The sequence below is a fragment of the Pseudomonas cucumis genome, assembly GCF_030687935.1.
GTDB lineage: Bacteria > Pseudomonadota > Gammaproteobacteria > Pseudomonadales > Pseudomonadaceae > Aquipseudomonas > Aquipseudomonas cucumis.
Genome location: NZ_CP117454.1, coordinates 5,901,002 through 5,914,747 on the forward strand (window position 1 = coordinate 5,901,002; position 13,746 = coordinate 5,914,747).

At 60.8% G+C, this 13,746-nt stretch carries 12 protein-coding genes, 1 other RNA gene and 1 pseudogene; 4 read left to right on the forward strand and 10 right to left on the reverse strand.

Going from position 1 to position 13,746, the window contains the following annotated elements; genetic code table 11:
• Window positions 1–77 precede the first annotated feature (77 nt).
• Complete coding sequence (locus PSH97_RS26855; protein ID WP_305447340.1) at window positions 78–398, forward strand: DUF2388 domain-containing protein; 321 nt, start codon at window positions 78–80, stop codon at window positions 396–398.
• A gap of 113 nt (window positions 399–511) precedes the next feature.
• Here the strand turns inward: PSH97_RS26855 and gcvP are convergent, their stop codons facing one another.
• The 10 genes and pseudogenes from gcvP to PSH97_RS26905 form a co-directional block, all read right to left on the reverse strand.
• Window positions 512–3,385: an aminomethyl-transferring glycine dehydrogenase gene (gene gcvP / locus PSH97_RS26860; protein WP_305447341.1), complete on the reverse strand. Its 2,874-nt coding sequence runs from the start codon at window positions 3,383–3,385 to the stop codon at window positions 512–514.
• Window positions 3,386–3,656: 271 nt separating this feature from the next.
• Window positions 3,657–4,040 (reverse strand): glycine cleavage system protein GcvH, encoded by a 384-nt coding sequence (gcvH, locus tag PSH97_RS26865; protein ID WP_305447342.1) that lies wholly within the window; start codon window positions 4,038–4,040, stop codon window positions 3,657–3,659.
• Between the two features lie 50 nt (window positions 4,041–4,090).
• Entirely contained in the window at window positions 4,091–5,173 is a 1,083-nt protein-coding gene (gene gcvT / locus PSH97_RS26870) for a glycine cleavage system aminomethyltransferase GcvT (protein WP_305447343.1), read from the reverse strand.
• Window positions 5,174–5,327: 154 nt separating this feature from the next.
• The gene (locus tag PSH97_RS26875) at window positions 5,328–6,944 is read right to left on the reverse strand and encodes an ABC transporter permease (protein ID WP_305447344.1); all 1,617 of its coding nucleotides are present in this window, start codon (window positions 6,942–6,944) and stop codon (window positions 5,328–5,330) included.
• A 177-nt stretch (window positions 6,945–7,121) separates the two neighbouring features.
• Window positions 7,122–8,126 carry an extracellular solute-binding protein gene (locus PSH97_RS26880; protein WP_305447346.1) on the reverse strand — a complete coding sequence of 335 codons (1,005 nt, stop codon included), beginning with the start codon at window positions 8,124–8,126 and terminating at the stop codon, window positions 7,122–7,124.
• Window positions 8,127–8,373: 247 nt separating this feature from the next.
• Window positions 8,374–9,591 carry a 2-octaprenyl-3-methyl-6-methoxy-1,4-benzoquinol hydroxylase gene (locus PSH97_RS26885; protein ID WP_305449877.1) on the reverse strand — a complete coding sequence of 406 codons (1,218 nt, stop codon included), beginning with the start codon at window positions 9,589–9,591 and terminating at the stop codon, window positions 8,374–8,376.
• Between the two features lie 9 nt (window positions 9,592–9,600).
• Window positions 9,601–9,696 (reverse strand): annotated as a pseudogene (locus PSH97_RS26890) (tetrameric acyl-CoA thioesterase); the annotation flags it as partial.
• Between the two features lie 22 nt (window positions 9,697–9,718).
• Window positions 9,719–10,906, reverse strand: a complete 1,188-nt coding sequence (ubiH, locus tag PSH97_RS26895) for a 2-octaprenyl-6-methoxyphenyl hydroxylase (protein WP_305447347.1) — start codon at window positions 10,904–10,906, stop codon at window positions 9,719–9,721.
• A complete protein-coding gene (pepP, locus tag PSH97_RS26900; RefSeq protein ID WP_305447348.1) occupies window positions 10,903–12,237 on the reverse strand; it encodes a Xaa-Pro aminopeptidase in 1,335 nt (444 codons plus the stop codon). Before pepP ends, ubiH begins: the two co-directional genes overlap by 4 nt.
• A 27-nt stretch (window positions 12,238–12,264) precedes the next feature.
• A complete protein-coding gene (locus tag PSH97_RS26905) occupies window positions 12,265–12,819 on the reverse strand; it encodes a YecA/YgfB family protein (RefSeq protein WP_008012538.1) in 555 nt (184 codons plus the stop codon).
• Window positions 12,820–12,959: 140 nt separating this feature from the next.
• On the opposite strand from PSH97_RS26905, the gene PSH97_RS26910 reads away from it, so the two are divergent.
• The 3 genes from PSH97_RS26910 (at window position 12,960) to ssrS (ending at window position 13,692) form a co-directional block, all read left to right on the forward strand.
• Window positions 12,960–13,169, forward strand: a complete 210-nt coding sequence (locus PSH97_RS26910) for a TIGR02449 family protein (RefSeq protein ID WP_007899405.1) — start codon at window positions 12,960–12,962, stop codon at window positions 13,167–13,169.
• Window positions 13,166–13,483, forward strand: coding sequence for a cell division protein ZapA (locus PSH97_RS26915; protein WP_007942435.1), 318 nt, complete (start codon window positions 13,166–13,168; stop codon window positions 13,481–13,483). Before PSH97_RS26910 ends, PSH97_RS26915 begins: the two co-directional genes overlap by 4 nt.
• A 30-nt stretch (window positions 13,484–13,513) precedes the next feature.
• Window positions 13,514–13,692, forward strand: a non-coding RNA gene (gene ssrS / locus PSH97_RS26920) — 6S RNA.
• Window positions 13,693–13,746: the final 54 nt, after the last annotated feature.

The following is a 13,746-nucleotide window of genomic DNA, read 5'->3' on the forward strand; positions in this document are numbered from 1 at the left end:
GCCGACTAACGTCACGGAACTCGATTGGGTTATTGGCAATCAAAGCCCGCAGTTAAAACCCAGTGGAGTCACCTTTTATGCGTCTCAAACTTGCTGTCGCTACCTTCGCCGTGTTGTCCCTTCCAGTCGGTTCGGCGATGGCTGATGACAGCTTTTGGCAGAGCGTCCTTACTTCCGGTGCCACCACCGGTTCGTCCTACCTGACCTCCAGGGATCACAAGCTGGTCGTCGCGGCCCAGGACGACGCCGGCAGCTTTGTCGCCAGTGACGGCGCCATTCGCGGCCCCTACCTGGAAGCCGCCATGCAGAAAGTCCGCTCCGAAAACCCTGGCCTGCAAGCCACGGACATGGAGTTGGCGAACGCCATCCTGGCGAAGAATGCCATCGCCTCGAAATAAGGTTCGCTGCTTAACAAAATGCCGCTCACATGAGCGGCATTTTTTTGCCTGAAATGCGATCAATTGTCGATGATCGCTCCCACGCAGAGCGCGGGAACGATCAGCGCTCCCCGTCAGCGGTATTCGTCCACCGGCACACACGCGCAAAACAGATTGCGGTCACCGTAGACATTGTCCACACGGTTCACCACCGGCCAGTACTTATGGGCCTTGGTGTGAGCATCCGGCGTCACTGCCTGCTCGATGCTGTACGGCCGCTCCCAAACCCCGGTGATGTCGGCCAAGGTATGCGGCGAACGTTTCAGCGGGTTGTCCTCTGCCGGCCAGTTGCCGTTCTGCACCTCGGTGATTTCCGCGCGGATACTCAACATCGCGCCGATAAAACGGTCCAGTTCCGCCTTCGACTCACTCTCGGTCGGTTCGACCATCAACGTCCCCGGCACCGGGAATGACATGGTCGGCGCATGGAAGCCATAGTCCATCAGGCGTTTGGCAACGTCCTCTTCACTGATCCCGGTCTGCGCCTTGAGCGGTCGCAAGTCGAGAATGCATTCGTGGGCCACTCGCTCGTTGCGCCCGGTGTAGAGCACTGGAAATGCGCCGGCCAAATGCTGCGCCAGGTAATTCGCGGCGAGAATCGCCACCTCGCTCGCATCCGCCAGTTGCGGCCCCATCATCGCGATGTACATCCAGCTGATGGGCAGAATGCTAGCGCTGCCCCAAGGTGCCGCGCTCACCGCGCCGTTCTCCGGCAGCGGGCCATCGATTGGCACCACCGGGTGATTGGCGACGAATGGCGCCAGATGCGCCCGAACGCCAATCGGGCCCATCCCCGGTCCGCCACCGCCATGGGGAATGCAGAAGGTTTTGTGCAGGTTCATGTGCGACACGTCGGCACCGATGTCTGCCGGCCGTGCCAATCCAACCTGCGCATTAAGGTTGGCGCCATCCATGTACACCTGACCGCCATGGCTGTGGATAACTTCACAGATCTCGCTGATGCCTTCCTCGTAGACCCCGTGAGTCGAAGGATAAGTCGCCATCAGGCAGGCGAGTTTGTCCCCCGCCTCCGTGGCCTTTTCCTTCAGATCATTCAGATCGACATTACCCCCCTCGTCGCACTCGACGATCACCACCCGCATCCCGGCCATTTGCGCCGAGGCCGGATTGGTGCCGTGGGCCGAGGACGGGATCAGGCAGATATCCCGCGCGCCCTGATGGCGGCTCTCGTGATATTTGCGGATCGCCAGCAACCCGGCGTACTCGCCCTGAGCACCCGAGTTGGGCTGCATGCAGATCGCATCGAAACCGGTGATCGCGCAGAGCCAGCGCTCCAACTCCTCGATCATCAAGGAATAACCCACCACCTGCTCTCTCGGCACAAACGGGTGCAGGTTGGCGAATTGCGGCCAGGTGATGGGAATCATCTCGCTGGTGGCATTGAGTTTCATGGTGCAGGAGCCCAGCGGGATCATCGATTGATTGAGCGCCAGGTCTTTGTTTTCCAGCTGCTTGAGGTAACGCAGCATTTCGGTTTCGCTGTGATGAGCGTTGAATACCGGGTGACGCAGATACGGCGTACTGCGCTGTAACCCGGCAGGAATGCCGGACATCAAGACTTCAGCGTCCAGTTCGTCGACGTTGAGCCCATGATCGGCCCCGAGAAATACATCGAACAGCTTCGCCACGGTGATTTCGTCACAGGTTTCGTCGAGGCTCAGGCCCAACTGCCCACGGCCGAGAATGCGCAAGTTGATCTGCGCCGCCTGGGCACTTTCGATGATCGCGGTCTGAGTGCCACCGACCTCCAGGGTCAGGGTGTCGAAGAAGTGCTGATTGATACGGTTGATCCCGTGACGCTCCAGGCCGGCAGCGAGGATGCAGGTCAGCCGATGGACGCGCTGGGCAATTCGCTTAAGCCCTTCCGGACCGTGATAGACCGCGTAAAAACTGGCGATATTGGCCAACAGCACCTGGGCGGTGCAGATGTTGGAGTTGGCCTTCTCCCGGCGGATATGTTGCTCGCGGGTTTGCAGGGCCATGCGCAGGGCGACGTTGCCGCGAGCATCTTTCGATACGCCAATGATTCGCCCGGGAATCGCCCGTTTGTATTCGTCACGACTGGCAAAAAACGCCGCGTGCGGGCCGCCGTAACCCATGGGCACGCCGAATCGCTGGGACGAACCGAACACCACGTCGGCGCCCAGTTCCCCCGGCGGGGTCAGCAACAGCAGACTTAGCAGATCGGTCGCCACACAGGCCAAGGCTTGCTGGGCATGCAGATGATCGATCAAGGGACGTAAATCGCGAACTTCACCATGGGTGTCGGGATATTGCAGCAGCGCGCCGAATACCTGGTGCTGTTTCAAGTTATCCACAGAGTCGACGATCAGCTCGAAACCGAACCCTTCGGCCCGGGTCCGCACCACGGAAATGGTCTGCGAGTGGCAATTCTCATCGACGAAAAACAAGTTACTTCTGGATTTGGCCACGCGCTTGGCCAGTGCCATGGCTTCGGCTGCCGCCGTGGCCTCATCCAGCAGTGAGGCGTTGGCCAGTTCCAGGCCGGTCAGGTCGATGGTCAGCTGCTGGAAATTCAACAATGCTTCGAGCCGGCCTTGGGCGATCTCGGGTTGATAGGGCGTATAGGCGGTGTACCAACCGGGATTTTCCAGCACGTTGCGCAGGATGACGGCCGGCGTGAGGGTGCCGTGGTATCCCATGCCGATCAGGCTGGTCCAGACCTGGTTCTGCTCGGCGTAGCCCCGCAGCTTGGCCAGCGCGGCTTCTTCGTCGAGGGCCGGCGGCAAGTCCAGCGGCCGGTTGAGGCGGATTCCCGGCGGCACCGTTTGCTCGATCAGTTCGACCCGGCTGCCAAGACCAAGGCTGTCGAGCATTGCCTGCTGCTCGGCGGCATCGGGGCCCAAGTGGCGGCGCAGGAAGGTATTGGGGTCGCGTAACTGGCTCAAGGACGGCAACTGGGACATGACGGGCTCTCTCTTGACTGGCGCTCGGCGTCGATGCAATGCGGTCAAACCAGCATAGCAGTCGCTGCCAGCAGCGAACCTGTGGGAAAGGTTGACACTTACCCTGTGGGAGCGGGCTTGCTCGCGAAAATGGTGGGGCAGTCGACATATACGTTGAATGATTAATCGCTTTCGCGAGCAAGCTCGCTCCCACATTTAATCTTCAGCGCATCAAGTTAGCGGACACAAAAAAGCCCCGAAAAATCGGGGCTTTTGGGGTAACGCTGAAGGCTTATTCGCCAATAGCAGCCTTGTAGGCCACCGGGTCGAGCAGCTTGTCCAGCTCAGAGGTATCGCTTGGCTCAAGCTTGAAGAACCAGCTGTCATAAGGTGCGCTGTTGACCTGTTCCGGGCTGTTGGCCAACTCTTCGTTAACGGCAATGACTGTGCCGGAAACTGGTGAGTAGATATCGGACGCGGCCTTGACCGACTCGACGACACCTGCAGCCTCACCGGCAGCAAACACTTTGCCGATTTCCGGCAGCTCAACGAATACTACGTCACCCAAGGCTTCCTGAGCATGGTCTGAAATACCCACTTTCACGCCGCCATCATGGTCTAGACGGGCCCATTCGTGACTTTCGGCAAAACGCAGGTCGACAGGGATTTCGCTCATGTTCTGTGTCCTCAAGAAAAATGTCAGCGGTCATTGCCCGCCAAAAAAAGTTAGATCAAGGTTTTGCCGTGGCGTACGAAGGTCGGTTTGACCACTCGAACCGGGTACCACTTGCCACGGATTTCCACTTCAGCGCGGTCGGCGGTGGCCACCGGCACGCGCGCCAGTGCTATCGACTTGCTAAGCGTAGGAGAGAAACTACCACTGGTGATCTCCCCTTCGCCAACATCGGCGATGCGAACTACTTGATGCGCCCGTAGAACTCCACGTTCTTCAAGGACCAGACCCACCAGTTTGTGCTGTACGCCATCGGCCTGTTCGGCTTCCAGTGCAGTGCGGCCGATGAACTGACGCGTGGCCGGTTCCCAGGCAATGCTCCAGGCCATGTTGGAGGCCAATGGCGAAACTTCTTGATGGATGTCCTGACCGTAGAGGTTCATGCCGGCTTCGACACGCAAGGTATCGCGGGCGCCGAGGCCGATCGGGGAAATACCCGCGCCCACCAGATCGTTGAAGAAGCCCGGTGCCTGATCGGCCGGCAGCACGATTTCCAGACCATCCTCACCGGTGTAACCGGTGCGCGCGATGAACCAGTCACCGTCGGTCTGACCTTCGAAATATTTGAGCTGCTGAATCAGCGTGCCACGGGACTGAGTCACCAGTTCGGCAATCTTGTGCCGGGCATGAGGCCCTTGAATGGCCAGCATCGCCAGCTCGGAGCGCTCGTTGAGCTGCACATCGAAGTCGCCGAGATGAGCTTGCATCCAGGCCAGGTCCTGATTGCGGGTGGAGGCATTGACCACCAAGCGATAACCGTCCTCGAGACGGTAGACGATCATGTCGTCGACGATGCCGCCGTGCTCGTTGAGCATGGCGCTGTACAGGGCACGGCCGGGGCTGTGCAAGCGTTCGACGTCATTGGCCAGTAAATACTGAAGCCAGGCCTTGGCCTGGGGGCCGTCAACATCGATCACGGTCATGTGGGATACATCGAAAACCCCGCAATCGCGGCGCACCTGATGGTGTTCCTCGACCTGCGAGCCGTAATGCAGAGGCATATCCCAACCGCCAAAATCGACCATCTTCGCGCCGAGGGCGAGATGAAGGTCATACAGAGGCGTACGCTGTCCCATGGGTTTCTCCTTCCGGGCGTGGCGAAGGTGCGGTCAGGCGCTGTAGGTTGAAATGCCTTGAAATAAAAGGCTCTCAGCCGTTTCAGCGACCCGGTCTGAAGGACGGACCGCACCGAATGCCGCGCATTGTAGCCGCAAGGTGTAGGACTGACACCTAGGTGTTTCGATGCGCCGACCTTCTGATCAATCCGATGACCGGTAACAGTCCGACCAAAACCAGTGTCAGTGCCGGCAACGAGGCCCTGGCCCACTCGCCTTCGCTGGTCATTTCAAAGATCCGCACCGCCAGCGTGTCCCAGCCGAACGGGCGCATCAGCAAGGTCGCGGGCATTTCCTTGAGCACATCGACGAACACCAGCAACGCCGCGCTCAACGTGCCCGGCAGCAGCAACGGCAGATACACTTTGAAAAACAGTCGTGGCCCACTGACGCCAAGGCTACGTGCCGCTTCGGGCAAAGAAGGCCGTATTCGCGCCAGGCTGCTTTCAAGCGGTCCATAGGCTACCGCGATAAAACGCACCAGATAGGCCAGCAACAACGCCGACAGACTGCCCAGCAGTAACGGTTTGCCCGCGCCGCCAAGCCATCCCGACAGCGGGATCACCAGTTCGCGATCCAGGTAACTGAACGCCAGCATGATCGACACCGCCAGCACCGAGCCCGGCAAGGCGTAGCCAAGGTTGGCCAGGCTGATGCCGGAACGGATCGCCCGGGTCGGCGCCAATCGACGGGCAAAGGCCAGCACCAGAGCGACACTGACGGTGATCAACGCCGCCATGCCGCCCAGGTACAGGGTATGGATGATCAATCCGGTGTAACGCTCATCCAGATCGAAGCGTCCGCGTTGCCAGAACCACACCACCAGTTGCAGCACGGGAATGACGAACGCGCAGGCGAACACCAGACCACACCAGCTCATGGCCGCCAGCGCCTTGACCCCGCGCAGGTGATACAACGCCTTGACCCGTGGCCGTTCGTTGCTCGCTCGGTTAGCCCCGCGGGCACGGCGCTCCCCATACAACACGACCATCACCACCAACAGCAACAGGCTGGCCAGTTGCGCGGCGGTGGACAGGCTGAAGAAGCCGTACCAGGTTTTGTAGATAGCGGTGGTGAACGTATCAAAGTTGAACACCGACACCGCACCAAAATCCGCCAGGGTTTCCATCAGCGCCAATGCCACTCCCGCGCCGATGGCCGGATGCGCCATGGGCAACGCCACTCGCCAGAACGCCTGCCACGGGGATTGCCCAAGGACTCGCGCTGCTTCCATCAAGCCTTTGCCCTGAGCCAGGAATGCGCTACGCGCCAACAGGTAAACGTAGGGATAGAAAACCAGCACCAGCACCAGAATCACACCGCCGGTGGAACGCACTCGCGGCAGCCTCAAACCGCCGCCGAACCATTCGCGCAGCAAGGTTTGCACGGGGCCGGCGAAATCCAGCAGGCCGACGAAGACAAATGCCAGCACATAAGCAGGAATTGCAAAGGGCAGCATCAGCGCCCAGTCCAGCCAACGCCGCCCGGGGAATTCGCAGAGGCTGGTGAGCCAGGCCAGGCTGACGCCCAGCAGCGTTACACCGAAACCGACGCCGAGTACCAAAGTCAGGGTATTGCCCAGCAGTCGCGGCATCTGGGTGTCCCACAGGTGAGACCAGATCTGCTGATCGATGGTTTGCCAGGAAAGAAGCAGGACACTCAGGGGCAGCAGGACCAGCGCAGCAATGGCGAAGACCAGGGGATACCAGCGGCGTTGAGCGGGGTGGGCCAAGGAAAGCTCTCGTTTAAATGATTGTGCCCACGCTCTGCGTGGGCACACATCTTGTGACGCTCTGCGTCACGCCTCGACGCGGAGCGTCGGTGGATGCATTCCCACGCAGAACGTGGGAACGATCAGGCCGGCAGGGACGCCGCCGACTTCATTCTGTGGCGCAGTATATCGACAGACTCAATTCCATCCAGCCCGATCCATCATCCGGATCGCTTCGGCCTGACGCTTGCCGGCGATTTCCACTGGCAAGGTGTCGGCCACAAACTTGCCCCAGCTCGCGACTTCAGCGGAAGGCTGAACGGCAGGGTTGGCCGGGAACTCCTGGTTCACGTCAGCGAAAATCTTCTGCGCTTCAGGCGTGGTCATCCACTCCACCAGCGCCTTGGCGGCTTCCGGGTGCGGCGCGTGTTTGGTCAGGCCGATGCCCGACAGGTTGACGTGCACGCCACGGTCGCCCTGATTCGGCCAGAACAGCTTCACCGGCAGGTCCGGCTTCTGTTTGTGCAGACGGCCATAGTAGTAAGTGTTGACGATGCCGACATCGCACTGCCCGGCGTTGATCGCCTCCAGCACCGCAATGTCATCGGAGAACACGTCAGTGGACAGGTTGTTGACCCAGCCCTTGAGGATTTTCTCGGTTTTCTCGGCGCCATGGACTTCGATCATCGTGGCGGTCAGGGACTGGTTGTAGACCTTCTTCGCCGTGCGCAGGCACAGGCGGCCTTCCCACTGCTTGTCGGCAAGCGCCTCGTAGGTGGTCAGCTCACCGGGTTTCACCCGGTCGGTGGAGTAGGCGATGGTCCGCGCCCGCAGGCTCAGGCCGGTCCAGGCATGGGAGGAAGCGCGGTATTGCAGCGGGATGTTGGCGTCGATCACCTTGGAAGTGAACGGCTGGAGAATGCCCATCTGCTCGGCCTGCCAGAGGTTGCCGGCATCGACGGTCAGCAGCAGGTCGGCAGTGGCATTTTCGCCCTCGGCCTTGATCCGCTGCATCAGCGGCGCTTCCTTGTCGGTGATGAACTTCACCTGCACGCCGGTTTTCTGGGTGTAGGCATCGAAGACTGGCTTGATCAGCTCATCGATACGCGAGGAGTAAACCACCACCTCGTCGGCGGCCTGGGCGACGGTGCTGCCAATCAGGGTCAGGGCCAGTGCAGTCAGTAGACGCTTGGGTGCCAACATGGAAGCGATCTCTCGAATGGGGAAGTGAGGACAAATGATAAGGACTCACATTTCGCTTCTCAATCGAACAGTGAGTGGAGGCGTTACTGGATGTTGCACAACCTGGGTATATGGTGGCTGATCTGCCGCCATCGCGGGCAAGCCCGCTCCCACAGGTATTCAGCTGTTAATGCATTATGTGTGAGCGCTGAAGATCCTTGTGGGAGCGGGCTTGCCCGCGATGGGGCCAGCTACTGCAGCGAAAATTTCAAGACTTGGCCAACGCCGGCAAATCACCGATCAAACCAAGCGCCTCGCGCACGAACAACGCCTTGGCCTCGGGCATTTGATCGACCATCTTCAACCCGGTATTACGCAACCAGCGCACCGGCAACGGATCGGCCTGGAACAATCGCTCGAACCCTTCCATCGCCGCCATCAATGCCAGGTTGTGGGGCATGCGCCGACGCTCATAGCGACTGAGCACTTTCACGTCCGCCAACCGCTCACCACGCACGGCCGCTTGCAGCAGCACTTCGGCGAGCACCGCGGCATCGAGGAAACCGAGGTTCACGCCCTGCCCGGCCAACGGATGGATGGTGTGGGCCGCATCGCCGATCAGCGCCAGGCCTTCAGCCACATACCGCTTGGCATGACGCTGACGCAGCGGTACGCACAAACGCGGGTCCGCGCTGAGCACTGTGCCGAGGCAGCCTTCGAAGGCCCGCTCCAGCTCCTTGCAGAAGCCTTCGTCGTCCAGCGCCATCAGGCGTTCGGCTTCGCTCGGCGTGGTCGACCAGACGATCGAGCACCAATCCTGTTGACCGTCCCGGTCCAGCGGCAGAAACGCCAGCGGGCCGTTGTCGGTGAATCGCTGCCACGCGGTCATTCGATGGGGTTTTGAGCTGCGCACACTGGTAACGATCGCGTGGTGCATGTAATCCCACTCGCGAGTCGCAACACCGGTCAGGCGCCGAACGGCCGAGTTGGCGCCATCCGCGGCGATCACCAAAGGTGCCCGCAAGGTGCGGCCATCGGCCAGGGTCAGCAGCCACTCGTCACCGGAGCGGCGCATTTGCTCCAGACGCGCATTGGCCAGCATCCCGAGATCGCAGTCGTGCAGTCGATCGAGCAAGGCATCCTGAACCACGCGGTTCTCGACGATATGCCCGAGCACTTCGGCATGGACGCTGGTCGCCGAGAAATGGATCTGCCCGGTGCCACTACCGTCCCAGACATGCATGTCGGTGTAAGGACTGCAGCGTCGGCTGGCGATGCCCTCCCAGACACCCAGACGTTCAAGTATGCGCTGGCTGGCGGCCGACAAGGCGCTCACCCGCGGTTCGAACGGAGCCTGCCCATCGAAGGGTTTGACGCTCAGGGGGCTACCGTCCAGCAGCAGGACTTCGAGCCCACTGTTTTGTAACGCCAGCGCCAGGGCACTGCCGACCATTCCGGCCCCGACAATCAGCAGATCTGCGCGCATTTCCATGCTTTAAGCCTGTCTCGCTTGCGGCTTGAGCCGCACATAAAGGTTTTTCTCGACCCGCGCCACCCAAGTGCTCGCGCCGCCATGAATATCGACTTGCAGGTGCACCCTGCCCGGTTTTTGCTTACTCATCGGGTCGCGTACCCAAGCCCATGGCCTGCCGGGCGAACCAGCGCTTGGCCGGCGGCAGCAGATCGAGGCCGAGCAACCCAATGTTGCGGCCCAGGGAAACCAGCGGCTGAGTGCTGCCGAATAACCGGGTCACCTGATCGGAGAAGCCTACGGTCAGGCTCTGGTCCAGACGCTGACGCTCGCGGTAGGCCTGCAAGGTGGCGAAATCGCCGGGCGATGTCTCGCTGCCCAACAGACTGTCGGCCAGCGCCTGGGCGTCACGCAACGACAGGTTGAAACCCTGCCCGGCGATCGGATGCAGGCTATGAGCAGCATTGCCGAGAACCGCCAGATGCGGGCGAACTTGCTCCTCGGCTTCAATCAGCGACAGCGGATACAGATGCCGTGCCCCGACCTGTTTCAGCGTGCCGAGGCGATAACCGAAGATGCCCTGCAATTCAGCGAGAAAGCTGCGGTCATCAAGGGCCGCCAGCCGTTGCGCATCCATGCCCAAACGGGTCCAGACCAAAGCGCAGCGATTGTCCGGCAACGGCAGCAAGGCCATCGGGCCATCGTCGGTGAAACGCTCGAAGGCCATGCCGTTGTGCGCTTCACTGGGGGTGATGTTGGCGATCAGCGCGCTCTGGTTATACGGGCGTTTCTTGATGCCAATACCCAGTTGCTCACGCAAGCCGGAACGGCCGCCATCGGCGAGCACCGCAAGGTCGCATTCCAGGACGGTTTCATCGTTGAGCGTCAGACGATAGCCGTCGGTCAGCGGTTCCATGCGGGTGACTTCCGCCGGGCAGCGCCAACTGACTACGTCGTTGTCCAGACCTTGCCAGAGGCATTGGCCGAGCCAGGCGTTTTCCACCACATAACCCAACGCCGGTACGCCCTCTTCCATCGCCGACAGCCGCGCGGTGGAGAAACGCCCACGGTCAGAGACATGAATCTGCTTGATCGGCTCGGCACGGCGGGAGATTTCCTGCCACACGCCCAACCGTTGATAAATCTGCCGGGCGCCAAAGGACAGCGCCGAAGAACGGGCGTCATAGCTCGGCTGGTACGTGTGGCCGGGAGCAAAGGGCTCGATCAGCACGATCTTCCAGCCACGGGCCTTGGCCCCGGCCTGCAGAGCCAACGCCAGGCTGGCGCCGACCAGGCCACCGCCGATGATTGCCAGATTGACGCGACTCATGCCGCTTGTGTCCGTGCGGCGGCCATCAAGGCTTCGATCTCGGCGACCGTTTTCGGTACGCCGTTAGTCAGGATTTCACAACCGGTTTTGGTGACCACCACGTCGTCCTCGATGCGTACGCCAATACCGCGCCATTTCTTCGCCACGTTCTGGTTGTCCGGAGCAATGTAAATGCCCGGCTCCACGGTCAGCGCCATGCCGACTTCCAGTACGCGCCATTCGCCGCCGACCTTGTACTCGCCAACGTCATGCACATCCATGCCCAGCCAGTGGCCGGCGCGGTGCATGTAAAACGCTTTATAGGCTTCGCTGGCGATCAACTCGTCGACCTCGCCCTGCAACAGGCCCAACCTCACCAGGCCGGCGGTAATGACCCGGACCGTGGCTTCGTGCGCCTGATTCCAGTGTTTGTTCGGCGCGATCTCGGCAAACGCCGCTTCCTGGGAAGCCAGCACCAACTCGTAAATCGCCTTCTGCTCCGGTGAGTACTTGCCGTTGACCGGCCAGGTGCGGGTGATGTCGCTGGCGTAGCAGTCGATCTCGCAACCAGCGTCGATCAACACCAGATCGCCGTCCTTGAGCACCGCGTCATTCTGCTGGTAGTGCAGGATGCAGCTGTTGCGCCCGGCGGCGACGATCGAACCGTAAGCCGGCATCTTCGCCCCGCCCTTGCGGAATTCGTAGTCGAGTTCGGCTTCGAGGCTGAACTCATGCAAACCGGCACGGCTGGCCTGCATCGCACGAATATGGGCCTGGGCGGAAATCCGCGCAGCTTCGCGCATCACCTTCACTTCTGCCGCCGATTTATACAGGCGCATGTCGTGAAGCAGATGATCCAGGGCAACGAATTCGTTCGGCGGCTGGGCGCCGAGGTGCGCTTTAGAGCGGATCACGTTGATCCAGTCCATCAGGTGCCGATCGAATTCCGGGTTGCTGCCCATGGCCGAGTACACCCGGTCGCGGCCTTCGATCAGGCCCGGCAGGATGTCGTCGATGTCGGTGATGGGGAATGCGTCATCGGCGCCGAAGTCGCGGATCGCGCCTTCCTGGCCGGCGCGCAGGCCGTCCCACAATTCCCGCTCGGCATTACGTTCCCGGCAAAACAGCACGTATTCGCCGTGCTCACGGCCGGGCATCAAGACGATGACGGCTTGAGGCTCGGGGAAACCGCTGAGGTACTGGAAGTCGCTGTCCTGACGGTAGACGTGCTCGACGTCGCGGTTGCGGATGGCCACCGCGGCGGCGGGCAGGATGGCGATGCTGTTGGGTTCCATCTGCGCCATCAGCGCCTTGCGGCGACGGCTGTATTCCGATTTCGGGATATGAATCATGGGCAGATGGCTTTCCCTGGCACGCGATTAATGCAACGACGGTTTGGCAGCCGCTTCGTCGGTTTTCTTGGTTTCGGTGAACAGCAACAACGGAGCGACGCGCAGGTACTCCATGACTTCCATGTAGTCGCTTTCGCCGTCGTCGGACTCTTCCAGCGCGTCTTGCACCTGGGCGATGGCGGCTAGATCCTGCAGCACTTCGGTGGCTTCAGTGCTCAAGGCATATTCGCGGCGTGTCAGACCAAAGCCGGTAAGGAAGCCCTGGCACCACTGGCCCAGTGCAGCCGCTCGCTCGGTGAGCGGCGCGTCGTCGGTCGGCAGCAGCAGAACAACGGTCATGTCGTCGCTGGTAAGCTCGCCCTTGACCATCTCTTGCAGTCCGATCAAGGCGTTGCGAACGTTGTCTTGTGGCTCGCCTTCGAGCAGCTCGGCGGCGTCAGCCAACCAGCTGTCGGCTTCGAAGCCGGCACCGGCGCAACTGCGGCCGAGCAACAAGCCGTGCAGTTCGGCAGGCGAGACGGGGTGGCCGCTGGTGCTCAGCAGGGTGGCAAAGGCTTGGTACGGAGAATTCTGAATGGGCATGGGTAGCTAGGCGCCAGACGGCGCTATGTCTAGAATGAAGGCCTTGTATCCTACATCGACAGACTCGCCAAGACTATTAAAGGCTGTCCGCCAGCCAGGCCTACGAGCTTGCCACCCATCAGATACAACCAGTGGACACAATGGAAGACACCGACCTGCAAGCGCTGATGGCCAGACTCGAACTGCTAATTACTCGAGTCGAGCAACTAAAGAGTCAGAACGGACTCCTATTAGCTCAGGAAAAGAGCTGGCGCGAGGAACGCGCGCACCTCATTGAAAAAAATGAAATCGCCCGGCGTAAGGTCGAATCGATGATTTCGCGCCTCAAGGCCCTGGAGCAAGACTCATGAGTTCAAGCAATAGCGTTACCGTGCAGATCCTCGACAAAGAATATTCGATCATCTGCCCCCAGGAAGAGCGCAGCAACCTGGTGAGCGCTGCCCGTTACCTGGACGGCAAGATGCGCGAAATCCGCAGCAGCGGCAAAGTCATCGGCGCCGACCGCATCGCCGTGATGGCCGCGCTGAACATCACGCACGATCTTCTGCACAAGGAAGAACGCCCGGATGTGCAGGCCAGCGGCTCGACCCGGGAGCAGGTTCGCGACCTGCTGGACCGCGTCGATCTGGTACTGGCCACCGATCCGGATGTCACCAAGGGCTGATTCGCGTGACCGCTTGGGGTATACTCGCATCACTCCCTGGGGTGCTTGCCAGTTGACGACGTCCCTGAGCCGATTCGCACTACCCTGGAGGTTGCACGTTGGGCTGGTGTGCATGTCCGCTAGACGGAAAGCCTTAAAGCCTACTGCATCTTCCACCTTGAACTTTCGGGTTCAAGGGCTAAGTCGACAGCGGTTCATCCGGGGAGCCTGATTCCAGTCCGATGCCGGTTTTTATACCGGCATCGGCTTTTTTACGGGTACGC

Coding starts and splice junctions, on each gene's coding strand:
- pepP (WP_305447348.1), bottom strand. CDS start 12,237: ATGATTCATATCCCGAAATCGGAATACAGCCGTCGCCGCAAGGCGCTG.
- gcvT (WP_305447343.1), bottom strand. CDS start 5,173: ATGGGACAGCGTACGCCTCTGTATGACCTTCATCTCGCCCTCGGCGCG.
- PSH97_RS26915 (WP_007942435.1), top strand. CDS start 13,166: ATGAGTTCAAGCAATAGCGTTACCGTGCAGATCCTCGACAAAGAATAT.
- PSH97_RS26885 (WP_305449877.1), bottom strand. CDS start 9,591: ATGCGCGCAGATCTGCTGATTGTCGGGGCCGGAATGGTCGGCAGTGCC.
- gcvP (WP_305447341.1), bottom strand. CDS start 3,385: ATGTCCCAGTTGCCGTCCTTGAGCCAGTTACGCGACCCCAATACCTTC.
- ubiH (WP_305447347.1), bottom strand. CDS start 10,906: ATGAGTCGCGTCAATCTGGCAATCATCGGCGGTGGCCTGGTCGGCGCC.
- PSH97_RS26855 (WP_305447340.1), top strand. CDS start 78: ATGCGTCTCAAACTTGCTGTCGCTACCTTCGCCGTGTTGTCCCTTCCA.
- PSH97_RS26880 (WP_305447346.1), bottom strand. CDS start 8,126: ATGTTGGCACCCAAGCGTCTACTGACTGCACTGGCCCTGACCCTGATT.
- PSH97_RS26910 (WP_007899405.1), top strand. CDS start 12,960: ATGGAAGACACCGACCTGCAAGCGCTGATGGCCAGACTCGAACTGCTA.
- PSH97_RS26905 (WP_008012538.1), bottom strand. CDS start 12,819: ATGCCCATTCAGAATTCTCCGTACCAAGCCTTTGCCACCCTGCTGAGC.
- gcvH (WP_305447342.1), bottom strand. CDS start 4,040: ATGAGCGAAATCCCTGTCGACCTGCGTTTTGCCGAAAGTCACGAATGG.